20 protein-coding genes, 1 tRNA gene and 2 pseudogenes are annotated in these 23386 nt (G+C 65.1%); 8 read left to right on the top strand and 15 right to left on the bottom strand.

The window, feature by feature from the left end; translation table 11 throughout:
• Nucleotides 1-13: 13 nt before the first annotated feature.
• Nucleotides 14-343 (bottom strand): rhodanese-like domain-containing protein, encoded by a 330-nt coding sequence (locus tag J6U32_RS13415; RefSeq protein WP_006371531.1) that lies wholly within the window; start codon nucleotides 341-343, stop codon nucleotides 14-16.
• A gap of 160 nt (nucleotides 344-503) precedes the next feature.
• Nucleotides 504-2267 carry a DEAD/DEAH box helicase gene (locus J6U32_RS13410; protein WP_208795861.1) on the bottom strand — a complete coding sequence of 588 codons (1764 nt, stop codon included), beginning with the start codon at nucleotides 2265-2267 and terminating at the stop codon, nucleotides 504-506.
• 241 nt (nucleotides 2268-2508) lie between these two features.
• Here J6U32_RS13410 and J6U32_RS13405 point away from each other — a divergent pair, with 241 nt between their 5' ends.
• The 3 genes from J6U32_RS13405 to J6U32_RS13395 all read left to right on the top strand — a co-directional run bounded on the left by J6U32_RS13405 (nucleotide 2509) and on the right by J6U32_RS13395 (nucleotide 6949).
• A complete protein-coding gene (locus J6U32_RS13405; RefSeq protein ID WP_208795860.1) occupies nucleotides 2509-4293 on the top strand; it encodes an AMP-dependent synthetase/ligase in 1785 nt (594 codons plus the stop codon).
• Nucleotides 4294-4465: 172 nt separating this feature from the next.
• The gene (opgC, locus tag J6U32_RS13400; protein WP_208795859.1) at nucleotides 4466-5713 is read left to right on the top strand and encodes an OpgC domain-containing protein; all 1248 of its coding nucleotides are present in this window, start codon (nucleotides 4466-4468) and stop codon (nucleotides 5711-5713) included.
• A gap of 39 nt (nucleotides 5714-5752) precedes the next feature.
• On the top strand, nucleotides 5753-6949 hold the full coding sequence (locus J6U32_RS13395; RefSeq protein ID WP_208795858.1) for a trans-sulfuration enzyme family protein: 1197 nt from the start codon (nucleotides 5753-5755) through the stop codon (nucleotides 6947-6949).
• Between the two features lie 36 nt (nucleotides 6950-6985).
• On the opposite strand, the gene J6U32_RS13390 is transcribed toward J6U32_RS13395, so the two are convergent.
• The 3 genes from J6U32_RS13390 to J6U32_RS13380 form a co-directional block, all read right to left on the bottom strand.
• On the bottom strand, nucleotides 6986-8134 hold the full coding sequence (locus J6U32_RS13390; protein ID WP_208795857.1) for an acid phosphatase: 1149 nt from the start codon (nucleotides 8132-8134) through the stop codon (nucleotides 6986-6988).
• Nucleotides 8135-8273: 139 nt separating this feature from the next.
• The gene (locus J6U32_RS13385) at nucleotides 8274-9782 is read right to left on the bottom strand and encodes a DUF7059 domain-containing protein (RefSeq protein ID WP_208795856.1); all 1509 of its coding nucleotides are present in this window, start codon (nucleotides 9780-9782) and stop codon (nucleotides 8274-8276) included.
• Complete coding sequence (locus J6U32_RS13380) at nucleotides 9782-9994, bottom strand: hypothetical protein (protein ID WP_208796106.1); 213 nt, start codon at nucleotides 9992-9994, stop codon at nucleotides 9782-9784. The genes J6U32_RS13385 and J6U32_RS13380 overlap by 1 nt, the downstream gene beginning before the upstream one ends.
• Before the next feature lie 241 nt (nucleotides 9995-10235).
• Here J6U32_RS13380 and J6U32_RS13375 point away from each other — a divergent pair, with 241 nt between their 5' ends.
• Nucleotides 10236-11954, top strand: a complete 1719-nt coding sequence (locus tag J6U32_RS13375) for a hypothetical protein (RefSeq protein WP_208795855.1) — start codon at nucleotides 10236-10238, stop codon at nucleotides 11952-11954.
• 213 nt (nucleotides 11955-12167) lie between these two features.
• On the opposite strand, the gene J6U32_RS13370 is transcribed toward J6U32_RS13375, so the two are convergent.
• On the bottom strand, nucleotides 12168-12719 hold the full coding sequence (locus J6U32_RS13370) for an NUDIX domain-containing protein (protein WP_208795854.1): 552 nt from the start codon (nucleotides 12717-12719) through the stop codon (nucleotides 12168-12170).
• Between the two features lie 120 nt (nucleotides 12720-12839).
• On the opposite strand from J6U32_RS13370, the gene J6U32_RS13365 reads away from it, so the two are divergent.
• Nucleotides 12840-13157 (top strand): transposase, encoded by a 318-nt coding sequence (locus tag J6U32_RS13365; protein WP_208795853.1) that lies wholly within the window; start codon nucleotides 12840-12842, stop codon nucleotides 13155-13157.
• The gene (locus J6U32_RS13360; protein WP_208795852.1) at nucleotides 13154-14047 is read left to right on the top strand and encodes an IS3 family transposase; all 894 of its coding nucleotides are present in this window, start codon (nucleotides 13154-13156) and stop codon (nucleotides 14045-14047) included. Before J6U32_RS13365 ends, J6U32_RS13360 begins: the two co-directional genes overlap by 4 nt.
• 125 nt (nucleotides 14048-14172) lie before the next feature.
• Here the strand turns inward: J6U32_RS13360 and J6U32_RS13355 are convergent, their stop codons facing one another.
• The 6 genes from J6U32_RS13355 to J6U32_RS13330 all read right to left on the bottom strand — a co-directional run bounded on the left by J6U32_RS13355 (nucleotide 14173) and on the right by J6U32_RS13330 (nucleotide 19809).
• Nucleotides 14173-14703, bottom strand: coding sequence for a hypothetical protein (locus tag J6U32_RS13355; RefSeq protein ID WP_208795851.1), 531 nt, complete (start codon nucleotides 14701-14703; stop codon nucleotides 14173-14175).
• Nucleotides 14704-14801: 98 nt separating this feature from the next.
• Nucleotides 14802-15374: a hypothetical protein gene (locus J6U32_RS13350; protein ID WP_208795850.1), complete on the bottom strand. Its 573-nt coding sequence runs from the start codon at nucleotides 15372-15374 to the stop codon at nucleotides 14802-14804.
• Complete coding sequence (locus tag J6U32_RS13345; RefSeq protein ID WP_208795849.1) at nucleotides 15371-16120, bottom strand: hypothetical protein; 750 nt, start codon at nucleotides 16118-16120, stop codon at nucleotides 15371-15373. The genes J6U32_RS13350 and J6U32_RS13345 overlap by 4 nt, the downstream gene beginning before the upstream one ends.
• A gap of 82 nt (nucleotides 16121-16202) precedes the next feature.
• Complete coding sequence (locus J6U32_RS13340) at nucleotides 16203-16817, bottom strand: hypothetical protein (RefSeq protein WP_208795848.1); 615 nt, start codon at nucleotides 16815-16817, stop codon at nucleotides 16203-16205.
• A 2051-nt stretch (nucleotides 16818-18868) separates the two neighbouring features.
• Nucleotides 18869-19240 carry a hypothetical protein gene (locus J6U32_RS27410; protein WP_244332867.1) on the bottom strand — a complete coding sequence of 124 codons (372 nt, stop codon included), beginning with the start codon at nucleotides 19238-19240 and terminating at the stop codon, nucleotides 18869-18871.
• Nucleotides 19241-19350: 110 nt separating this feature from the next.
• Entirely contained in the window at nucleotides 19351-19809 is a 459-nt protein-coding gene (locus J6U32_RS13330; protein ID WP_244332947.1) for an MspA family porin, read from the bottom strand.
• A 654-nt stretch (nucleotides 19810-20463) separates the two neighbouring features.
• Between J6U32_RS13330 and J6U32_RS13325 the strand changes: the two genes are divergently transcribed.
• Nucleotides 20464-20838, top strand: a complete 375-nt coding sequence (locus J6U32_RS13325) for an Lsr2 dimerization domain-containing protein (protein ID WP_208795846.1) — start codon at nucleotides 20464-20466, stop codon at nucleotides 20836-20838.
• A gap of 317 nt (nucleotides 20839-21155) precedes the next feature.
• Here J6U32_RS13325 and J6U32_RS13320 read toward each other — a convergent pair.
• Nucleotides 21156-22077 (bottom strand): annotated as a pseudogene (locus tag J6U32_RS13320) (IS5 family transposase).
• A 115-nt stretch (nucleotides 22078-22192) separates the two neighbouring features.
• Between J6U32_RS13320 and J6U32_RS27870 the strand changes: the two are divergent.
• Nucleotides 22193-22588, top strand: a pseudogene (locus J6U32_RS27870) (recombinase family protein); the annotation flags it as partial.
• Between the two features lie 258 nt (nucleotides 22589-22846).
• Here the strand turns inward: J6U32_RS27870 and J6U32_RS13305 are convergent.
• Both J6U32_RS13305 and J6U32_RS13300 read right to left on the bottom strand, forming a co-directional pair.
• A complete protein-coding gene (locus J6U32_RS13305) occupies nucleotides 22847-23131 on the bottom strand; it encodes a hypothetical protein (RefSeq protein WP_208795844.1) in 285 nt (94 codons plus the stop codon).
• 151 nt (nucleotides 23132-23282) lie between these two features.
• A tRNA-Leu gene (locus J6U32_RS13300) sits at nucleotides 23283-23368 on the bottom strand.
• Between the last annotated feature and the right edge of the window lie 18 nt (nucleotides 23369-23386).

Below are 23386 nucleotides of genomic sequence, written 5' to 3'. Positions count from 1 at the left end.
GCAGGCCACACGATCATGGGGTGGTACGCCGCAGCGCCGGGAAACCACCGTCGACGTAGTGCACATTGGTGTAGCCGAGGTCGGCGATCTGCTCGGCGATGCGCGGTGCCTGCGACGACACGGATACGACGTTGATCTCCGTGTCGCGATGCCCGATGACGGGGAACGTGCCCGACGGCGTCGGGGCCAATCGCGACCGGACGTCAGTCGGGTCCACAACGACCGCTCCGGGCAGGGAGCCCTGGTGACGGACCACCTGCGGGCGGGCGTCGACGACGACGGCGTCGCCCTCGCGGGTGTGGGACAAGGCTTCGGCTGCTGAGATCGAATCCACCACTGACACTGGTGACTACTCCTGAAAATGCTCGCGTATATCTGACGGTCGGGTCGGACGGTGTCCACATGGATCATCGTTCGACCCGCCACCAAGGTTACGGAACAATCTCGAAACGCCCAACAGTGTCACGTACGCATCGGGTGTCCCGACCGCCCGGGGCGCCGCCTCAGCTACGACCGCGGCCGGCCACATGACGCGAGCCGCGTTTGCCCCAGCTGTCGCCTCGTGAGTGGTGACCGTCTCGACCGCGTTGACCTTGACCGGCACGTTTGTTGCCTCCGCGGGCGCGGGGCGGGCCCTGATCGCGACGCAGATCAATCGGGTTCTTGCCGATCCTGGTGTCGCGGAGCCGGTCGAGGGTGTCGCGGTCGAGGTTGTCCGGCAACTCGACGAGGGAGAAGTCGTCGCGGATGCTGATGTTGCCGAAATCACCCCGGGTGAGGCCGCCCTCGTTGGCGATCGCACCGACGATCGCGCCGGGCGACACCTTGTGTTTGCGGCCCACCGCGATGCGATAGGTGGCGTAGGAGCCCCCGGCCTTGCGCGGTTCTCGCTCACGACGCTCCGGCCGATCCCTCTCGGGCGGGTCGGGAGTCATCAGGAAGCCACCGTCGCGCGTCTCGAGGGCCAGCGCCGCGGCGATGTCGGCCATGGCGACGTCCTTGTCGCGCGCGTAGTCCTCGACGAGCTTGCGGAACATGTCAAGGTGATCCGACGTCAGATTCTCGGTGATCGAGTCGGCGAAGCGGGCCACACGCTGGGCGTTGACGTCCTCCACCGACGGCAACCCGATCTCGGTCAATGGCTGGCGGGTCGCGCGCTCGATGGCCCGGAGCAGATGCCGCTCCCGTGGCGAGACGAACAGCAGCGCATTACCCGACCGCCCGGCCCGGCCGGTCCGTCCGATGCGGTGCACATAGGACTCGGTGTCGTGCGGGATGTCGTAGTTGACCACGTGCGAGATGCGGTCGACGTCGAGTCCGCGAGCGGCAACGTCGGTGGCGACGAGGATGTCGATCCCGCCGTCCTTGAGCTGGTTGATCGTCCGCTCGCGCTGGGCCTGCACCATGTCGCCGTTGATGGCGACCGCCGAGAATCCGCGCGCCCGAAGCCGTTCGGCGAGTTCTTCGGTCGCCTGCTTGGTGCGGACGAACACGATCATCGCGTCGAAGGACTCGACCTCCAGGAACCTGGTCAACGCGTCGAGCTTGCGTTGATGCGACACCTGCAGATAGCGCTGCGTGATGTTCTGGGCGGTCGCGGTCTTGGACTTGACCGTGATCTCCTGCGGATCGTGCAGGTACTTCTGGGCCAGTCGGCGAATCGCGCTGGGCATGGTGGCCGAGAACAGCGCCACCTGCTTGGAGTCGGGCGTCTCGGCCAGGATGCGCTCGACGTCCTCGGCGAAACCCATCGTCAGCATCTCGTCGGCCTCGTCGAGGACGAGGTACTCGAGTTCGGAGATGTCGAGGGTGCCCTTGTCGAGGTGATCGATGACACGGCCGGGGGTTCCGACGATGACCTGCGCACCGCGCCGCAGCCCGGCCAGCTGCACGCCGTAACTCTGCCCGCCGTAGATGGGCAGCACGCGCACCTCGGGCATGTGCGCCGAGTACCGGCTGAACGCCTCGGACACCTGCAGGGCGAGTTCTCTTGTGGGCGCGAGGATCAGCGCCTGCGGACGGCGAACCTCCGGGTCGAGGCGGGACAGGATCGGGATCGCGAAGGCCGCCGTCTTACCGGTACCGGTCTGGGCCAGGCCGACGACGTCGCGTCCCGCCATCAACGGCGGAATCGTCGCAGCCTGAATCGGCGAGGGCGTCTCGTATCCGACCTCGGCGATCGCACTGCGCACACGATCGTCGATGTCGAGGTCGTCGAAGGTGATCGCGTCGGCGTCGGGGCGGTCGGCGGCTGGGGTCTCGGTCATGGTCTGCGTATCCCGTTCATCGAGTCAACTGTAATGCGAGAGGGCCCAAGAGACTGCATCTCCAGGCGCATCTGTCCACAGACCAACCGCCCGGGCTTCGAGCAGGCGACCGCCGATGCCGCCCGCCGCCACCTCCTGGTGTGACGCTCCTCTCATCAATCCTGGTACCCTCGGTCGCACATAAAATCGCCGCGCCGACCAGCGGGTTGTCCGCTATGTCGGGTTCTTCATCAGGAGCAGCATGCAGGAGTACACGACACCGTCCGATCTCTCCGTCGACGACAAGGCGACCACCGTCGACGCGATCCTGCGGTATCGCGCCGAGCGCCCGACCATGCCGCTGTTCAAGCGGCGCAGCAGCGGCACGTGGATCACGGTGACCGCCAAGCACTTCGCCGACGAGGTCGACGCCGTCGCCAAGGGCTTGATCGCTTCGGGCGTCGCTCCCGGCGAACGGGTCGCGATCCTGTCCTCCACCCGCTACGAGTGGACGGTTCTCGATTACGCGATCTGGCGTGCGGGGGCGGTGACCGTCGCCATCTACGAGACCTCGGCGACCGATCAGGTCAAATACATCGTCGAGAACTCGGGAACAACGCTGCTGATCGTGGAGTCCGAGGCACAGTTCACCAAGCATGCCGAGGTCATCGATGCCGGCGACCCCTTGCGCGAGACCCTGGTGATCGACCGCGGCGCGGTGACCGAGCTGACCAAGCGCGGCGAGCAGATCGGTGACGAGCAACTCGACGAGCGCCACGCCAACCAGCTGTCCTCCGACGCGGCGACCCTCATCTACACCTCGGGCACCACGGGCCGGCCGAAGGGTGTCGTACTGACCCACGCCAACTTCCTCGCCGAGTGCGCGGCGACGCGCGATGCGGTCGGCGCCGGCCTCGCCGAGGGTAAGTCGACCCTGCTGTTCCTCCCGCTGGCCCACGTCTTCGCCCGTGTCGTCGCGGTCGGCTGCGTCGAGAACGGTGTGATCCTCGGCCACACCAGCGACATCCCGAACCTCATCGATGATCTCGCGGTCTTCAAGCCGAACTACGTGCTCTCGGTGCCGCGCGTGTTCGAGAAGGTCTACAACTCCGCCAAGCAGAAGGCCTACGACGGCGGCAAGGGCTCGATCTTCGACAAGGCCGCCGACACCGCCATCGAGTACAGCAAGGCCACCGAAAAGGGTTCGGCCGGACTGGTGTTGACGATCAAGCACAAGATCTTCGATGCGCTCGTCTACAACAAGCTGCGCGCCGCGCTCGGCGGCAACTGCGAGGGGGCCATCTCCGGCGGCGCCCCGCTCGGTGCCCGCCTCGGCCACTTCTTCCGCGGCGTCGGCATCCCGGTCTACGAGGGATACGGCCTGTCCGAGACGACCGCGGCGGTCACCGCGAACAACGAGGACCACCAACGCGTCGGCTCGGTCGGCCGCCCTGTTCCGGGGGTGTCGGTGGCCATCGCCGAGGACGGCGAGGTGCTGCTGAAGGGACCGGTCGTGTTCACCGGCTACTGGCACAACCCCGAGGCCACCGCCGAGGCGATCCACGACGACTGGTTCCACACCGGCGACATCGGCCGCCTCGATGACGGTTACCTCTACATCACCGGCCGTAAGAAGGAGCTGATCGTCACCGCAGGCGGTAAGAACGTGTCGCCGGCGCAGCTCGAGGACGCCATCCGTGCGCACCCGATGGTCAGCCAGTGCCTCGTCGTCGGTGACAACAAGCCGTTCATCGGCGCGCTCATCACGATCGACCCCGAGGCGACCCCGGGTTGGCTCGAGCGCCACAACCTGCCGGCCGACACCTCGCCGGCCGACCTGGCCAGGAACGCCGAACTGCGCGCCGAGATCGCCGAAGCCGTCGACGAGGCCAACTCGAAGGTGTCCAAGGCCGAGGCGATCAAGAAGTTCGAGATCCTCGACACCGATTTCACCATCGAATCGGGGGAGCTCACACCGACGATGAAGCTCAAGCGCAACGTCATCAGCGACACCTACAAGCAGGCGATCGCCGACCTGTACACCTGAGCACCGAGCTCGACGCGGGGCCTCTCGGACGATGTCCGGGAGGCCCCGCGTCGTTGGATCACCGGACTGCCCGGCCTGTGACTGAAGTGCCCAATGTGGTGAATGTGACAATTGGGACTCGATCGCGCGTCGCACACGGTGACGGAACGACCCGGTCCTACTGTCGGGACCGATGAACCGGGACCTCGCGATCGACGTGACACGCGGCCTGGCGATCTGGAGCATGATCACCGCCCATTTCGCCGACGGCGCGAAAATCGCCATGCCCACCCACGTGTTCCCGTACGTCGACGGGATGAGCGTGTTCGTGCTGCTGTCGGGATTCGTGCTGGGGTTGGTGCACCGTCGGTGGATCGAGACCCGCGGTCTGCGATTCGCCTGCACGCGACTGGCCAAACGGCTTGCCGCACTGTACGTCTGCCAGCTCACGCTGTCGCTGGCCGCGGTCGCGGCCGGGATGGCCGGGTTCGGGCACCTGACCTGGCTTCGTCCGGTGGACGGGTGGGGGCAGGGCCTGGCGAGGGCGGTGACGATGAGCTATCTGCCCAGCGGCGGCAACATCTTGTTGCTCTACATGGTGTTGATGGTCTCGGCGTTCGCCGTCTTTCCGCTTCTGGTGCGCGGGTGGTGGGGGCCCGTCCTCGCCGCGTCCGTGGCGCTGTACGCGGTCTCACAACTCGCCGCACCCGACTGGTTCTATCTGGTTGCACAACCATCGGGCGCCCGAATCCAGAACTGGGCGGGCTGGCAGATCATGTTCGTTCCTGCGCTCATCGTCGGATGGCAGTGGCGTCGTTGGGATCTCGCCAGGCGGATCGAGCGGCACCTGCCGGCTGTGGTGTTGGTGGCAGCGGGCGTCGCGATGTGCACGCATCATCTGGTGACCAACGGTTCGTGGCACTCCGCCGAACCGTTCCTGGGAGACAAACTCGAGTTCGGACCGGCACGAGCCGTCGGCACCTGGGTGCTCGTGCCGGCCGTCTACGGGCTGTGCCGGATCTTCTTGTCGTTGTGGTCACGAGAATGGCTGCGGCCACTGCTGATGTCGGGGACCCGCAGCCTCGACTCGTATGTGATCCAGGCGCTGGCACTGGTCGCGGTACCGATCCTCGTCGTCGACCGACCGTGGTCACCCCTGCTCATGACCGCCTTCGCGATCGGCGTGTTCGGGACGTGCTGGGCGTGGGCCGAGGTCCGGCTCGCCCTCGGGATCGACAAGCTGCACCGGTTGCCCGTCATCCTCGGCGCTGCCGTCCTCGCCCGGATCACCGTGGCGCGAGCGGACGCTGCGAGGCCGGCGTGCCCGACCGTCGCGAGCCCTCCCCCTGCCGTTGCGTCGTCAGCGGTCGCCGACGTTGCGGCCTCACCGCGTGAGTGGACGGGCCGGCGAGAGGTGTCCGCCGCCGACCGGGCAGCATGAGACACGATCTGACCGACGGCCGAGCGGAGTGGAACCGACATGAACGAGCACACCGGCGATGTACTGCGTACGAGCGGCGACATGACGGCGTGTGTGCACGCGGGCAATGACACCGGCGGGCCATCGATCCGCACCCCGATCACCATGGCCAACTCGTATCACCTGCCACCGAATCCGGAGACCGCCGACTGGTCGGGCACCGATCAACTCTTCTACACCCGCAACACCGGCGCCAATCAGGCTGCGCTGCAGCGGAAACTGGCTCTACTCGACCACGGGGACGACGCGGTCGCGCTCGCCTCCGGCGTCGCCGCCCTGCACGCGGTGTTCTTCACCTTCCTCGCCACCGGCGACCACGTGGTGGTCTCCGACACGACCTACGAGGCGACGTTCAAACTATGGACCGAACTGATGCCGCGCAAGTACGGCATCGAGGCGAGCTTCGTCGACGTCACCGACCTCGACGCCGTGGCCGCAGCCGTTCGGCCCACCACCCGGATGCTCGTCACCGAGGCGATCGCGAACCCGACCACCAAGGTCGCCGACATCGCCGCGATCGCCGAGATCGCACACCGCGCCGATGCGCTGTTGATGGTCGACTCGACGTTCACTCCCCCGCCGCTGTATCGGCCGTTGACCGACGGTGCCGATCTCGTCGTGCACTCGCTCACCAAGTACATCAACGGACACGGAGATGCCATGGGCGGCGCGGTGATCGGCGCAGCGCATCTCATCGCACGGATCAAATCGGAGGCGATGGTCGACGTCGGCGGGGTCATCTCACCGTTCAACGCGTGGCTGATCGACCGCGGGTCCATCACCCTGCCGCTGCGGCTGCGTCAGCATCAGACGACCGCGCAGCGACTCGCCGAACTCCTCGCCGGCGATCCGCGAATCGCGTACGTGGCCTATCCGGGCCTGGCCACCCATCCGCAACACGACCTCGCCGCACGGCAATTCGGTGGGCGCGGGTTCGGCGCGATGATGGCGTTCGCCGTCGACGGTGATCCGGCGACCCAGAATCGGTTCGTGTCGCACCTGCGAGTGATCACCTCGGCGGTCTCGCTGGGTCACGACGAGTCACTCATCGTGCACGTCGGGACCGACGGGCCGCGGGTCGCCGCCTATCCCAAGCCCTTTCGCACCTTCGGGCACCTACGGTTCTCGGTCGGGCTCGAGGATGCGGACGATCTCGTCGACGATCTCACCCGCGCCCTCGACGCCACCTTCGGCTGACCATCCGGCTGCGACGGCACGCCATCGAGGGCACTCTCAGCGGGTCACCCACGCGCGTGCGATGTCGAGCCGCTGCCATCCGCCGGACGGCCCGCTCTTGTCCAGGGGGTAGCCGGCGGGCAGCGCGGTCCGGGCCAGGATGTCGCGCAGCTGGGCCGTGCTGAGTCCGGGATGTGCGGCGCGGATGAGGTTTTCGGCGCCTGCGGGCACGTTCTCCGCGCGGGCTGCGCCGGTCGGCAGGAAGGAGTAGGTCGCCCGCTGCCGGTAGGTCGTCAGCGCCGTCGCGGTGGGTTGGGTGGCCTGCTGGCAGGCGACGATCGCCCCGATCGGGGCGCCCACGCGTGCCTGCAGTACCGACCGCAGTTCGGTGCGCGCCTGCGCGAACAGCCCGGCGAAGCGCGGGTCACCGAGCATCTCGGAGGTCACGGCCTGCGCGAGCATCCGACCACCGATGACGTCGAGCGGATAGTGCACCCCGAGCACGACGCGATGGTACCCGTAGTCGGCGCCGCGCGCGAGGATCTGCGGACCCTCCTCGGGCACCATCGCCGCGATCAGGAAGGCCTGGGTGTAGCCCCAGGTGGTGTGCCCCGACGGGTAGGAGCCGCTACCGCGCACCGCCGCGTACAGATCGGGACGGCCGTCGCCGTAGTGGCGGATCAGTTGCGGCGCAACCTCGAACGGCCGCGGGTACTGAAAGTACTTCTTCTCCTTGCTGGTCCCGGTCCGGTCACCCGCCGGCGACTCGTCTCCGAGCAGCAGCGCGGCGGTCTTCGGCAACTGTCCGGCACGCAGCGCCGCGTAGAACGCCGGAGCCAGACGGGAACCCAGTGCGTCGAAGATCGCCGGGCCCTCGATCGCATAGTTGTCGTTCACCGCGGCGCGGGCGGTCGCCGGGCTCGCGGTGTTGTTGATCGCGACGGCCTCGGCGAGGTTCTGCCGGCGCACCAGCGGCGACGTCGACGAGAAGCCGTCCAGGATGGCGATGTGATCGCGCGGCGCTGGGGTCGCGAATGCCTGATCAGTTTGCCCCGCAGCGAAACCCGCGGATGCGGGTACCTGCGTCGGTGCGAACGCGCATGCCGGGGCTGCGGTGGCCGGCGATTGCGCCACCGCGGTGGGCACCACCAATGCCGCGGCAGCCAGGATCGCCGCCACCATCGAATTCACTGTCCGACGCCTCATGGTCTCCTCCGGGTCCGGCCGGCCACGCCGGCACCACACATCTCGGTGTCTCACCTCACGGAGGTCACCGGATCACCCGGCATCGACCGGTTTCACACCAGGTGAACAGTCGGTGAAGAGTCCTGCGGGATCGGACAATTCACCGAACCTCGAAGAGGATTCCGCGGCCGATCGCCTCGCGGACCACGGGAAGTGCTGCCTGTGCCAGTGCGTCGGCATCGACACCGTGGTGCGCGGCAAGCAAATCGATCAGGGTGCCGAGCTCGACCGCTCCGCGGCATCCGGCGAGCAGCGCTCGCGACACCTCGTCGACGCCGAGGACAGCACCCGGTCCGCCGGGGCGCCGCACCGCCGACCCGAACTCCTGCCAGCCGTCGTCGCCCGGCAACGATTGTGTCTCGCAGAACACCGGCGCACAGGCCAGCCGAGCCATCAACAGGTGGTCGTCGTCGTGGGCGCGCAGGTAGGAGCGCCGGTCCAGGAAGGCTTCGGCCTCGGGGCCGGTGACCTCCTCCCCCGCAGCGGTGATCTCTTCGAGAATGTGCTCGCCGTCGGTTGACCGCGAGCCGGCGCGCTTGCGAACGGTGATGACGCCCATGCCGATTCCGGTGATCTTCTCCTCGGCGAACCAATCGAGCCAGTCGGAGCCGCGTCGGGCGACCTGGTCGGGGTCCTCGCCGGCATCGGAGAGCCACAGGGAGATGTAGCTGATCGGGTCGGCGAGCTCCCGTTGCACCACCCAGGCGTCGAGTCCGGTGCCGGCCAACCAGCCGCCGACGCGGTCCCGCCAGTCGGCGCCGTCGCGCACCATCCAGTTGGCGAGCAATTGGGCGGTTCCACCGTCGGTCAGGTGGTCCGGCAATCCGGCGATCAGCTCGGCGCACAGGGCGTCGCCGGCCCGTCCGGAGTCACGGTAGATGTAGTCCTGTGCGCCGGCCCCGACCACGAACGGCGGGTTGGACACGATCAGGTCGAACCGTTCCCCGGCGACGGGCTCGAACAGACTGCCCGCCCGCAGATCCCAGGTCATGTCGTTGAGCGTCGCGGTGGCCGCGGCCAAGGCCAGCGCCCGTGGATTGGTGTCGGTGGCCACGATGGACCCGCAGTGGGCGTCGAGATGCAGTGCCTGGATGCCGCACCCCGTGCCGAGATCCAGGGCGGTGTCGACGCGGTCGCGGATCACCGCGCGCGCCAACGAGATCGACGCTCCACCGATGCCGAGCACGTGGTCGTGGGCCACCGGTCCGGAGCGCATCGCCGCATCCTGATCGGAGATGACGAGGAAGTCGTTGGTGTCGTCGGAGTGGGGACGGATATCGAGGATCGCGCGATATCGGCCGTCGGGACGCTGTTCGACGACGCCTTCGGCGATCAGCGCCGGCACGCCGGTGCTCGGGAAGGCCGCCGCCAGCGTCGGCCCGTCCTCGTCGGAGCCGAGTAGGAACAGTCTGATCAATGTCGACAGCGACTCCCGGGCGCCGCCGGGACGCGCCGCGCGCAATGCGGGCCACCAGACGCCGCGGCCCAGGGCGTCGTTGGCGTCGTCACCGAGTGCCTCCGCCACCCCCTCCGCGGTGTAGCCGGCGGCGCGTAGGTCGGCTCCGAGGGCGAGCACCACCGGGCGCGACCGCAGAGGCAGGGTCGTCATCAGCCGACGCTCCGATACTTCTTGTGCATGGCCTGTTTGGAAACACCAAGCAACACACCGATTTCGGCCCAGGAAAGGCCCGCCGCGCGGGCTCGCCGGACGGCAACCTCCTCGTCGCGGGCGATTTCGGCGCGGCGCCGGGCGACGGCAGCCAGTGCGGTCACCGGGTTGTCGGGGCCGCCAGATTCGTCTGGTCCGAGGCTTGTGCGCATGGCATCATCATTCACCGGAGCTCACCGGGGGTCAACCTTGGTTGACGATCTACTCGTCGACGTGGTCTTTCTCCCCGACACAGCACACCCAGATCGTGATTACGGTCACGATCGGCTCGTCATGCAAAGGTTATGCTAACTTTACTTTCGGTTTCCGCGCGAGGACGCTCCTCGATGCCCACCCGGGCACATGTCGGAGAGCCGAGGCCGGATGTCTGTTCGGGGGGTCAGAGGAGTGCGCGTGAAGACGGTTGGTGCGGTAGGAAATCGACGCTCGCGACGCACTCGCACGTGGGCCGTACGGGTCTCGGCGGTGGCGACGCTCACGGCATTCTCGGCGAGCGCGTTCACCTCCAACGGCACTGCGGCGGTGATCAATCCGGCGCTGGTTCCCGCTCCCACACCGGTCGCCGAGAAGGCGGCCCCGAAATCCCCGAAGACTCCCGAGCCCGAGACCTATCAGGAGCGGATCGACCGCATCGCGCAGAGCCCGCGCTCGTTGCTCGCGCCCCTGCAGGAGAACCGAGGCAAGGCGACGGTCTGCGTCAGCGGCGAGTTCACCAGTTTGTCGGTGGTGTATGACTCGCTGTTCGAATCGCTGTTGCCCTCGCTGCCACCGCAGCTACGCCAGAATGCCTACGCCGCACGCGATGCCGCGCATCGGGACATGAAGCGCCTGAACATCTCGACGCTGGCGATCTCCGACAACCCGATGGCTCTCGGCGCCGACTCCGCCGATCCGTCGATGACCTACCGCGGTCCGGTGTCGCAGTGGATTGTCACGCAGCTGTTGAAGGTTCGCGACGGCCAGGAGAACGAGGCGATCCCGCTCGGCAACATCACCCTGACCCAGGCGGTGGAGACGGCATGGCTGTACCTGTTCGTCACCGTCGTCGCACCGGTGAAGCTCGCCGCCCAGCTCACCCCGTTCCTGGGTAGCCCCTTGGCCGGCACGGCGCTCGACAGCTACCAGGGATATTTCACGTACAACACCATCCTGCAACTCGCCGTACAGGGCGGTGTCCTGGGCTCGCAGTATCTTTACCAGGGAATCTCCAACATGGTGATGAACCAGTGCGTCGCCCGGGTCACCGAGGATCAGCGAGAGCAGGCCGGGCGCCCCAGCGGCGACGTCGCCTACCACATCGACATCCCCGCGGTGGTGCGTGCCGCCGCAGGACAGCTCGCGCTCGCCGACAACGACAACTGCCGGCAGATCGGCACGCTACCGTTGAGTCGCATCGTCACCCGCACCGGCGAGTACGCGCAGCAACTGGTCACCACCGACGCCCAGAAGCAGAAGATCGCGAGTGAGACCAACGCGATTCTGGCGAAGATGCGGGCAACCCAGGTGCCGCACAACCTGATTCCCGCCGATCCAGCCGACTTCACACAACTCGAGTCCTTCGCCTCGCTCATCGGCAGTCTGATCCCCTACGTCGGCGGCGCCCCGCTCGACATCACGATCGGCCTCAAGCACAACCTCGACCAGGGCGACAATCCGTTCGAGACCGTGAGCGTCGCCGACCTGACCGTCACCAAGTCGCTGACGGCTGCCTACTACTCGTACTACCTGTCGCTGTACCTGTTCACCACGGTCGGCGGCTTGGCCGAAGGTCAGATCCTGGGAAGCCCGACCGTCGGCTTCCTCTCCCCCACGCGGGCCATCGGCGCCGTGGCAGCGCTGCCTCTAACCTACGGGCTCGTCAACTACCACAACGTGATCCGCTCGATGTGCCTGAGCGAGGACGACACGACCGGGACCGGCCGCGGCGCGCAGGTCAATCGCGACAACGCGGTCTTGCCGTCGGCGAGTACGACCACGCCGACCGTCGCCCGGCCGGGCCGACCGTCGAGTTCCGCACCGTCGAGCGCGCCACGGCGCGGCGCGTCCTCACCGACGTCGACGCCGGCACCGGTCATCCCGGGTCTACCGATCCGGATCCCGGGCATCAATTAGGGCGTGTCTCCCAATTCCTCTGCGATGGATTTGCGAGGTCGATGGTTCCCTGGCAAGGCGGAGGAGGCGCCGTCCTGAGGTGCGAGGCACGAGCCTCGAAGGGGAGCGATAGCGGAGCTATCGTGACCGACGACAACGCCGCCAGGGTGCCATCGAGCCGCAAAGACGCGCAAAGGGAATTGGGAGACATGCCCTAGAACCGGTCGACCGCGCTCATCGGCGAGCGTGGTCGATCCACTTCTGCACCAGGTGAATTGCTGTGATGCTCTGGCCGTCGTCGATCCCACCGGTGGCCACCATCTCGTCGACTTGGGCCATCGTGAAGAACTCAGCGGTGTCGAACTGCTCGTCGGAGACCTCCCGCTCGCCGTCGAAGGTGAGGTCGCGTGCCAGGCAGGTGGCCATCCGTTCGGTCATGAGCCCGTTACAAACGCGTGTCCGGCCGAGTACTTCCCACGCAGAGGCACGAATCCCGGTCTCTTCGTAGAGCTCTCGCGCCGCGGCTGCCAGTGCCTCCTGACCGTCACCGCCGCCCCCGGGCAGTTCCCAGTGCCACTGCTGTGACGGATAGGAGAATGTCTGCACCAAGTAGAGCCTGTCGGCATCGTCGACTGCCGCGATCATGACCGAATCGTTGGACTCCACCACGCCATAGATGCCCTCGGTTCCCAGAGGTGTGATCACCCGATCCTCGCGGACACGCATCCACGGATTCTCGTAGGGCATCGTCGACCCGAGCAGGGTCCAGGGGTTGTCGGTGCGCATGGCTTGATTGTGCTCGATCGACTGCCGGTCGGCAGGCGTCGTCCCATGTGACTGAGGTTCCCCAGTTTGAGTGGACACCCGAGATAGTGGGGCTGTGGGTCCTGCTGGAAGGATGTCACTATGTCGAGGACGCGTCGGTCGTTTACGCCTGAGTTCAAGGCGGAGGCTGCTCGTCGGGTGATTGATGGCGGCCGCCCGATCTCTGAGGTCGCTCGTGAGTTGAACGTGCATGAGAATCTGTTGGGCAAATGGGTTCGCGCCGAACGCATTCGCGACGGAGTGATCACCGAGGGGCGGGCAGCTCCGCCCGATGGTGAGCTCAGCGCCGGTGAGCGCGCGGAGTTGGTGCGGTTACGTGCCGAGGCCGCTGAGAAGGACCGCGACATTGCGTTCCTGAAAAAAGTCTCGGCGTACTTTGCGGCACAGCAACACCGGTGAGCTGTTATGAACTCATCGCCGCGGAGTGCGCCGGCCATGACATCACTGCTCTTGTTGAGCTGCTGGGGGTTTCACGCTCGGGATACTATGCGTGGGCGGGTCGTCAGCAGCGTGGCGAACTCACCGCGCGGCAGCAGCGTCGCCGTGATCTCGAAGTCAAGATTGTGGCTCACTGGAAGAGATCGCAACGCACCTACGGCTCCCCGCGGATCACCGCCGACTTGCACGACGAGGGCGTGTCGGTCTCGGAGAATACCGTCGCCAAGATCATGGCCGAGATGGGTATCGAGGGCATCAGCCCCCGCACCTTCAAGGTCAAGACGACCGTGATCGATCCGACGGAGTCGTTCCCACCTGACCGGGTGGGGCGGGTCTGTGATCAGGGCCGTCTTGATGCTGTCTGGACCTCGGATATCACCTATCTGACCTGCGGTGAGGGGGATGCGTACCTGTGTGCGATCCGCGATGAGCACTCGCGGCGCGTGCTGGGCTGGTCGCTGGCCGATCACATGCGTACCGAGCTCATCGAGGCCGCCGCGGACGCTGCGGTGGCCACGCGCGGCGGGTCGGTGACGGGCACCATCTTGCACTCGGACAGAGGCAGCCAATTCACCAGCCATGACATGGCCCAGGCCTGCACACGCCACGGGTTGCGGCGCTCGATGGGCGAGACCGGCATCTGCTGGGACAACGCCGGCGCAGAGTCGTTGTGGTCGACGGTCAAGCACGAATACTACAAGCGACACGCCTTCACCACTCGCGCGAATCTTACTGCAGGCCTTGACAATTACATCCGATTCTACAATCATGACAGGAGACACAGTTCGTTAGGGATGATCTCACCCATCGACTTCGAGATCAGCTCACACGCACGTCAGCAATCAAGCTAACCGTGTCCATTTTTTCGGGGGAACCCCACTTCCCCGACGGGGACCGCCTACTCGTTACAGAGGGGAGCCTTGAACATCTCGATTAGGCCGTATCCGGTACAAGGCCTACCCAGTGACGTTCAGGTTTAATCTCTCCGGAACTGGCTCTGCCATTCACTCGACTTACCCAGCGAATCACGATATGCCTCCAAGAACGCCGACAGGTCTTCTCCCAAATGCGGCCAGTAGCGTCGAGGATCGTACGGACTCGATACAACCCAGCCTCGATCCGGCGAATAGACTAGCGCTTCATCTAGCGATTGAAACTTGCCGACGATCACATCACCTGGCTCGTAGTAGTCATCCGGCTCGTCCTCGTTCTCTGCCGCGAACGCCGAAGTCGTATAATGACTTTCAGTAGGCGAGAATATGATCAAGCCCGTATTCCATTCGGCGTAGTAAAGGTGTATCCATTCAGCGGTCAGCCAAAGGTCACTTACCGCCTTTGGCAAATCGGTGCCCGACCAGGCCGTGTCGATCAACTCCTCGGTGGGGGGCGGCCCATAGTCCGTGACCGAATCGTAGGAGTACGCCGAATCGTGGCGGCGTCGATCGCCGCCGAGTTTCGTAACGATTGGCGTCCGGTATGAATCGAGAATCTTGAGGATATTCTCCATCGTCGCGAATCGGCTCCGTTCTCGATAGTGCGTTTCCGCGGCCCGTCTGTTTCATCGAGAGGCCATTCCGGGTGCTGGAAATCGCACTCGGGACCAGGTCAGAATTCCGGCCAGTCGAGATCGAGGTTGTGTAGCCACGGCAGGAACGGGTCGGCGATGTAACCGATGCCGTCTGTGATCGGAGTGGGGTCGGCATCGAGTGCTCGTACCGGGTCGGGGTCCGTGCCGAACAGCTCAGCCAGTCTGGTAGCAGCCGTCGGGCCCGTCACCACCCGGCCGGCTGCCTGGTCGTCGATGGCGCCGTCGTCGGCCGGCAGGTAGGCGCGGTAGACACAGTCGGCATCGCCGTCGGTTAATCGCCAGCCCGATACCGTCACCCCCCATTCGTCGCCGTCCTCGCACATCACCGCCCGCCCAGCGCCCACACCCGTGAACACCTCCGCGGCAGTGCCTGCCGCGACCGCCCCATTGACCAGCAGCGTCACCCGAACCGACGAGTCACCGGCCTCCACCTCGATCTCGGTGTCATCGAGCGGGTTACGCATCGGGAACGGCAGATGAGTACGCCGAGTGAACGTACGGCCCAACACCTCGCGGAACTGATCGGATAACCGCTGCGCCGCATCCTGATCGGCGACATCGGCGATAACGACGGTGCCGTAGGTACTCATAGCGACACCTGCGGTTCCGGGAACACCACATCACCAATCGCCTCATCCGGAACACCCAACAACCGCAAGCTATCGGTGCGGGCCTCCCGGATCACCGACTCGACCGCACCTCGATCACCACTGGCCACCGCACCCCGCAACGCGGTGAAGTACTCCTGATAGGTACGCGGGTTCTTCCGCGTCGACGCGTACGGCTTATACCGCTCAAGGAACGGATCTGCCAGCACCGCATCGATGTCGCTGACCAACTCGTCTCGAGCACGCGACCCGCACACCACCCGCATCGACACGAGTAGTTGTAATGCCGGCCCCTCGAAAAGGAACTGTCCATGAGCCTCACGCCGAGCCTTGACTACCTCCATCTCAGACAGGTCGTCCGCGAGGTTGGCCGGTGTTAGGTCCAGCCTTTCGCGCTTCACTGCAGTCACCCATTCTGCGACTGCCTCGGGCGAGCCCAACTCCTCAGAATAGCGAGGCCGATCCTCGCCCGAGACTATGAAGTGTTCGCTCGACACGCCATGTGCATCTCCCGTTTGAGACGCATGCGGCGGCCTACCCAGGAACGTGTTGTAAGCGATGAGTCTGCCCAGGCGGGTGTCTTCGTAGCCGACGAACTGCAGCCACCAGCCGACGGGCGCCCGAACCAACCGCGTCGAGGCGCCTTTGCCCGCGAGCACCCACTCCTCACCCAGAATCTCAGCAGCGCCGACGGCGAGTTCGCGCCAGCCTCTTGCTCCTATACCCACTGTGTCGTCACTCCTGTGTCGTCGTGTGTTGCCGCGGTGTGTCTAGTTCAGAGCTTATCGGTCGAGCCCGATCGTGACTTCGTCATGGCGTCGTCGCCGGTGGGCTGGGTGGCGTAGTCTTGGGCGGCCTCGGGATGTTCGGTTTGACTGACTGAATCATATCGTGCGTGATTCCGAGCACTCTACTAAGATCATTTCGCCAGCTTTTGCCGATATCTGCATTTCCGGTCTTGAGGTCAATGATCTGAAATATTTCCTCGACGACGTCACCGGCGGCATTTACTACCAAGCGAGTGATCACGAGATCCGGCCGCGCAGTGCCACTCTGCCCCCTCGGATCCCAAACAAAGCGTCCGTCTTGCCCTCGCGTGATTCCCACCGTCCGGTCGATTGACTTCTCAAGATTCGTGATGAAGTCGGGGCCGAACCACAGAGCGAGCTGCGGACCAAGGTATTTCTTTACGAAGTCTTCGAAGATTGTGTGGACGTCGGTGCCGAACTGTTGGGGGCTCAGCAGCGAGTGGGGATCGAGGAAGGCGCCCGCTGCTGCTGCAGCGTCGGCGATTTCCTGGAGTACCTCCTCAAATTGCTCGCGGACTTGGTCGTCAGAGGGTGTGCCATTTGGTCCTTGTGGATTCGCTGGCGGCGTCGGCGGCTGGATGGCCTGCATAATCGCCCCAAGCCAATCGGCGATCATCGCCGGCGTGACATTCCCGGTCGGCGGTGCCGGCCAACGTCCCGGCACCGGTTCAGGCCCGTCGGGGAGGTGCGGCTCCCCGAATGGTGGCGCGTCAGGGGCGGGCGGAGTCGTTGGTTCCCACCAGTTCGGAACGGCCCGAGACGGTAGTTCTGCACCGGGGTCCTCCCCGCCAGTATGGCCGGGCGTCGGCGAGTCCGAGTGGCCGGGATCGTTGCGTGGCGGCGGACTGTTAGGCGCGTCACCACCCGGATTTGTCGGATTTGTAGGCGCTTGGGGAGAGCTAGGACTCTCCCCAGGGCTGGTCGGTCCAGGAGCTGGTGACTCGCCAGGATTCGTAGGATCGCCAGGATTCGTAGGATTTTCCGGACCTGGCTGATCACCAGGCTGAGTAGGCCCAGATTCGTTCGGCGCATCCCCGGGGCGAGTGGGGTCGTTCGGACCCGGTTCATCGCCAGGATTTCTGGGTTCGATTGGTGGTGCGGCACCCGGTCCGCGGCGGCGTTCCAGCTCTCGCATCATCTGCTCACGCAGATCGTTGTTCATGTTGTGCAGCTGCTCGCGAAGATCGTGCAGTGCCGGGTCGTTGAATGGGCTGTCTTCCCTATAGAGATCGTTCTCCGCTTCGTCCAATAGGTCAAAGAACCCTTGAAGATCCTCGTCAGATAGCCACTGGAGCGAGTTGAGGAAACCCTCGGGATCACGTTGATACGCTTCCCACAGCTCGCGGATCCGCTTGATTCGTGCCTTCACGTCCTCCGGAAGATCATCAAACGGATTGCGCGAAGGAGATTCAGGAACCTGCCCTGGAATCTGACCTGGCCAAAACGGTATCGGTAGCCGTAAGCCGGGAAGACCGGGGATCTTTAATCCCGGGCGCAGTGGTTGTGCTGGTACCGACTTACCCGGGGCTGTAGGCGCGTTCGGGATCGCCTTCGGCTGAGTTTCTGGGGCGGGTGCAGGAGACTGCGGTGCTTGTGGGGCGGGTGCAGGAGGCGGCGGTGCTTGTGGGGCGGGTGCAGGAGGCGGCGGTGGATCCGGCGTGAACTGCGTGTTGCCGTTGCCTCCGCCGCCACTCCATGTCGAGCCGCCCCCGCCACCGCTGTTGGTAATCGGGTCGTCACCGCTACCGCTGTTGGTGATCGGGTCGCCGCCGCTAGCGTTACCGCTACCACTCGTGTTGCCGCTGCCGTTCGATGGCGGATCGCGATGCTCATGAGGCGCACGATCGTTTGCTCCCGGATCGTCGGGGCCGTGTTGCGGCCGGATCGCCGCCGCTTGGACATACCCGAATCGTCGTCCCCACCAGGTCGCGAATCGCGATGACCCTGTGCCGCGTACCGCCTGCCGCACTCGTGGGTGGGCTGCGGCGAAGGCTGCCGCCCCGGCAACGAGCCACGCCGCAATCGGAATATCTGGCTTCCTCGATCCAGAGTCCGATGCTCGGGAGGAATCACGGTCATTGGAGGTCGTTCCCGTGGGTACACCAGGAGGCGCGCTGATCACGGGAGCCGCACTACTCGGTATCACTGGGACCTGCCCGATGGGGCCTCCAGGTGGCACCGGGTTCGGTGCGGTCGGGCGATTCCCACCACTATCTGCCGCTGTCGGAGTGCCGCCATTGTTGTCGCCGCCACCCGCAGGCGATTGCGGCCCCTGCTGTCCGGGGACGGTCACGATGGGTGTGCCGTTGCCTTCGCCCGGGCCTGGCCCGATATTGCTACCGACCTGCGGACCACCTGACCCCGCACCATTGCCCCCGGTCGGGGCCGGGGTGTTCGTGGTCGGTTGGAAGGTGTTGGTGGGTACCGAGATGCACGGCCAGTTCGAGCCGTACTGGGCACGCATCTGATCACACAACGCATCCGCATGCGCCGGAGCAGGATCACTGCCAAGCGCCGCCACCGTGACCCCGCCGCCGATCGCCAACACGACCGCGGCGAGCAGGCCGGCGCCGAGTCGACGACGCGGCAGCCGGTGACGCCCCCGACAAGACTTTGACATCACCGACTCTCCGGCGGGTTCCGGGCGACGTCGATGGCCACGGTCAGTCATTTGGCCTTGCCCCACATCAGGGCTCCGAGGATCGCGTCCGCTCCGGCCCAGAACCAGCGTCCGGCGATTGACATCACGAGAAAGAAGACCAGGAATACCGGGATCACGCCCCAGCGGTCCGACCACTCACCGAGATTCGACAGGTTCGCCGCCGCCAGCACCAAGAGCACGCAGCCGACGAGGAACAGCACTACTTTCAGCACCGGCACCCCACCGTCATTGGTGGGGTCGTCCGGCGCAGAAGTCGGGTCAGCCTCATCGACCGAGCGACCGGCGTGGTCGGTCGTCGTGGGGAGTTCGGTGGTCGGCGCGTCGGCGTCGAGGCGGTGCGCGCCTCCCGATGCGGACGATGAAGTTGGAGCAGTCATACGGGATCACAGCCCTTCCTGGAGAAGATCGAAGAACGAGCAGAGAGAATGTCGTGCCTCACGCAGCGCGCAGCCACGCACGACACGGGGCGGAGGTCAGTGCCGACGGGTCACAGGTAGTGGGGTTTGCCGTATACGTTGATCGTGTTGTCGTTCAACGCCGTTGACACACTGACGGTCACGTACGCGCGCAGGGCGACCGGCCCCAGACAACCGTCGACCTTCACATGCACGCCGTCGACGGTGATGCCGGCTTTCCCGGTCTGCATCTTCTTCGACCCGAACGGAATATCGGCGATCGTGCCCGGCCGCAACGTCGTCGCGATGTTCGGGGTCACCGTCGCACCGATCACCACCGCCGGCGGATACGAAATATTCATCTGCGCCGACGGACCACCCGAGATCCCGACCGTGGCCCCCGACGCCACATCGGTGTTGCAGCCGATCTGAAAACCAGCCGCCACCGTCCCAGACTGCACCGGCACCGAACCCGACCCGGCGATCACACCCTCACCCTTCAGACTCAGGAAACCCTCTCTCGTCCAGGGTGATCGATTAAGGGGCGGCACTGAGCGCACCTGCTCGTGGGACTTGATCGCCGAGACGACCCACCCGTCATCCGTGCGTTTGGTCGTCTGCTGATCAGCAAACGAACTCGGTGCAGCACCAGACACACCCGCCCCGATCACAGACGCGGCCACCGCAAGCGCCGCACACACGCCCGTCAGCATTCGACGGCGCGCAGTCGTCCTTGATCGACCCCGCACATGACTGCCATCGCTCACCATGACGCCACCCCTCACACCCATCAGTGCACCGACATGGATGCACGATGCCAGATTCTGAACAGTTCGCGAATATGCAACCGCGTCTCACAGGATTCGGCAACCTAAAGATCGACATCGCTTTCATTGATTTCGCAACCGTGCAGGTAGGGGCGGTAAACGAGAATTCCGGACCGGAAAGAGAATCCCCAAAAACGGGGACCACGGGAACATTTCGAGAATGCACATCAAGATCTCGCAGCGAAGGGCACGGCGCGATCCGATCCGATCCAATCCGGAGCAGAGCATGCCGACAACATCTTCGGCGCGGACAAGCCCGATACACGGCGGCTACTCTCAGAGTCTGGGGCACCCGTGCGCTCGTGAACGCTCACTCGGTTGAGACACGTACTGGAAGGGTTCGCCAACCTCACGTACCGATGGACTACTCTGCATCGCGTGGCACCAGTTGAGCTGACAACCTTCATAGACGATCTCGACGGCGCTCTGCTCGAGATCGACGACGTTCATTCCGTCGACTGGTCCTGGAATGGCGTCGCTTACAGGCTTGACGTCTCCAGCGCGAACCTCGACAAGATCGAGAAGGGCACCATCCCGCTGGCCACACTTCTCGAGCACTCCACCCGCGCGGGCAGGCGCCGACGAACGAGAGCTTCACGCGCCCGCAAGACACCGAAGTCCGGCACCAACAGTCGCACGGTGGCGACTACGGCTGCGCAGATACGCGACTGGGCGACCGCACACGGTTACGACGTATCCGCACGCGGAAGAATCACCAACGCCGTGCACGAGGCCTATCTGGCCGCTCGTTGACCGATGCTGACCGATGGCCCCGTCGCCTGTGCACCCTGAGCGGTCAGAAGTGAAGCGCTCGCCCGCGGTGCCAGGCGAATGCTGGTTGTCGCGCAGAGTTGTGCGCGGTAGCCGGCCGCCCAGCCACGACATCACCACTTCGGTTACGGAGTCATTCGCGCTGTCACGGCCGGCGTGAATCGTTCCGTCGTCTACGACGAGAAAGCCACGCTCGAAGAGCGCGTCACAACCCAACGCGCATACCAGCATTGCGGCGCAAGCAAAGTCCCAGCGCTCGCTGTCCGAACACTTCGACCGCGGTTTGATGTGCCCTGCGACTAGGGCGTGTCTCCCAAATGCTGTAGCCAGTTGAGGATCGCGTTCAGTGTCACACCGGCCCGGTAGGTGATGGCGAGTTTGTCGTATCGGGTGGCCAGTCCCCGCCATTGCTTGGACCATGCGAATGAGCGCTCGACGACGTTGCGGCCCTTGTAGAGGTCGGAGTCGAAGGCGGGTGGTCGGCCACCCTTGCTCGCTCGTTTCTTACGCGAGGTGACCTGGGTGGACTTCTCCGGAATCACTGTTTTGATCCCCTTGTCACGCAGCATATCTCGATTGACACCGGTGGCGTAGGCCTTGTCAGCCAGGACCGCGTCCGGACGGGTCCGCGCACGCCCGACACCGATCCGTGGAACATGGATGTCGGCGAGCACCTCGGCGAGCATCGCGCCATCGTTGCGTTGGCCGCCAGTGACGATGTTGACCAATGGTCGTCCCCGCCCGTCGAGGGCACGATGAATTTTCGTGGTTAACCCGCCCCGCGACCTGCCGATCCCGTGACCTGCGGGTTCACCTCCGTTCGGGGCGAGGTTCTTGTGATTCGATGCTGCCCCCTGTGTCCTGATCAGGGCGCGAGGTGTTCGTCGCGTGCTGATGCGCACGCGCGATCGTCGCGTCCACCGACAGTCTCCAGTCGATCCGCCCAGCCGTATCGGCCTCGGCGAGCACGTGCGCGAGCACACGGTCCCACGTGCCGTCCTGGGCATGGCGGCGATGACGTTTCCACACCGTCTGCCACGGCCCGAACACCTCAACTGGCAAGTCCCGCCACGGAATTCCGGTCCGGTACCGATAGGCCATGCCCTCGACGACTCGGCGATGTTCACCACATGGATGCGCACGCTTACCCACATTCGACGGCAACAGTGGTTCGATCCGTGCCCACTGCTCGTCGGTGAACACTTGATACCTCGACGTCATCATCGCCACGAAAACAGCATGCGCCCACCAGAACCACACATATGGGAAACACGCCCTAGATCCCGAACGCGCTCCCCTGGTCAAACTTGCCTTCGAGCTGTACGCCGAAGGCACCATGACTATCCAGGACATCGCTTCTGAACTCACGACGAGAGGACTGACCACGCGCCCGACGCGCAGTCGCCCTGCCGGACCGATCTCCCATACGAAAGTCGCGGCGATGCTGAGAGATCGCTATTACCTCGGCCGGGTGAAGTACAAAGGCGACGAATTCCCGGGACGGCACGAACCACTCATCTCCGAAGAACTCTTCGACCGTGTTCAGCTGCTGCTCGAAGAGCGCGGGTTCGCCGGTGAACGGCGACGCAAGCTACACCACTACCTGAAGGGCAGCCTGTTCTGCGGCAAGTGCCACAACGCCGGAATCAAGCGCCGAATCATCATGCAGCGCGCGACCGGCCGTCACGGCGGTCACTATCACTACTTCTTCTGCCGCGGCACCCAAGACCATACGTGCGACGCACCGTACAACAACAAGGATCTTGTCGAAGCCGCCATCGAGGAGCACTACAAGACCATTCACTTCAGCCCCGAGTTCATCGAGGGACTGCGCACGGTGATGGAGGAACTGCTCGCCGACACGACAGCGGCGGCACGGCTGCACCGCAAGCAGCTCACCACGCAGCTAAAATCGCTCGACGTCAAGGAAGAGAACCTGCTCGACCTAGCGGCAGACGGAACGATGGCGACCGCTAAAGTTCAACGGCGGTTACGCGAGATCGCCGAGCAACGCGGGCGCATCACCGCCCAGCTGGATGAGGTCCTCGACGATCTTGGACAAGGTGCTCAGTACATCGACCTCTGCCTCCAGTTGCTCGCCAATCCGTACAAGCTCTACGCGGCAGCCAGCGACGAGACCCGCCGGCGGTTGAACCAGGCCATCTTCAAACACCTGTACATCCACGACGAGGAGATCACCGCCCACGACATCAACACCCCGCTCGCCGAGCTCCTCGCCGCCGACACAGGCGCGCAAATCGCGAACGCTACCCATGACCTGGTTGCGGGCAAGAAGGCCGCATACGCCGCCTACCGGGCCCACAGGGCGCAAGACGAAGGCACCGCCCTCTCGGGCGGTGCCAAACTACTGATTGATGACCTTCTCGAAGCCGTCCACGGACGTGCTGATTCAAGTAAGGCTTCTATGGTGCGCGAGGGGGGACTTGAACCCCCACGTCCTCCGGACACTGGAACCTAAATCCAGCGCGTCTGCCAATTCCGCCACTCGCGCGTGCCGAACCAGACTACC

It is taken from the genome of Gordonia polyisoprenivorans, from assembly GCF_017654315.1.
In the GTDB taxonomy this organism is placed as follows: Bacteria; Actinomycetota; Actinomycetes; order Mycobacteriales; family Mycobacteriaceae; genus Gordonia; species Gordonia polyisoprenivorans_A.
The sequence above is the reverse complement of the archived record's forward strand: the minus strand, read 5'-3'. Positions and strand labels throughout refer to the sequence as shown.

Coding starts and splice junctions, on each gene's coding strand:
- J6U32_RS13340 (WP_208795848.1), bottom strand. CDS start 16,817: ATGATCGCCGATTGGCTTGGGGCGATTATGCAGGCCATCCAGCCGCCG.
- J6U32_RS13370 (WP_208795854.1), bottom strand. CDS start 12,719: ATGCGCACCGACAACCCCTGGACCCTGCTCGGGTCGACGATGCCCTAC.
- J6U32_RS13380 (WP_208796106.1), bottom strand. CDS start 9,994: ATGCGCACAAGCCTCGGACCAGACGAATCTGGCGGCCCCGACAACCCG.
- J6U32_RS13355 (WP_208795851.1), bottom strand. CDS start 14,703: ATGGAGAATATCCTCAAGATTCTCGATTCATACCGGACGCCAATCGTT.
- J6U32_RS13405 (WP_208795860.1), top strand. CDS start 2,509: ATGCAGGAGTACACGACACCGTCCGATCTCTCCGTCGACGACAAGGCG.
- opgC (WP_208795859.1), top strand. CDS start 4,466: ATGAACCGGGACCTCGCGATCGACGTGACACGCGGCCTGGCGATCTGG.
- J6U32_RS27410 (WP_244332867.1), bottom strand. CDS start 19,240: ATGACTGCTCCAACTTCATCGTCCGCATCGGGAGGCGCGCACCGCCTC.
- J6U32_RS13410 (WP_208795861.1), bottom strand. CDS start 2,267: ATGACCGAGACCCCAGCCGCCGACCGCCCCGACGCCGACGCGATCACC.
- J6U32_RS13365 (WP_208795853.1), top strand. CDS start 12,840: ATGTCGAGGACGCGTCGGTCGTTTACGCCTGAGTTCAAGGCGGAGGCT.
- J6U32_RS13385 (WP_208795856.1), bottom strand. CDS start 9,782: ATGACGACCCTGCCTCTGCGGTCGCGCCCGGTGGTGCTCGCCCTCGGA.
- J6U32_RS13395 (WP_208795858.1), top strand. CDS start 5,753: ATGAACGAGCACACCGGCGATGTACTGCGTACGAGCGGCGACATGACG.
- J6U32_RS13305 (WP_208795844.1), bottom strand. CDS start 23,131: ATGGGTAGCGTTCGCGATTTGCGCGCCTGTGTCGGCGGCGAGGAGCTC.
- J6U32_RS13350 (WP_208795850.1), bottom strand. CDS start 15,374: ATGAGTACCTACGGCACCGTCGTTATCGCCGATGTCGCCGATCAGGAT.
- J6U32_RS13390 (WP_208795857.1), bottom strand. CDS start 8,134: ATGAGGCGTCGGACAGTGAATTCGATGGTGGCGGCGATCCTGGCTGCC.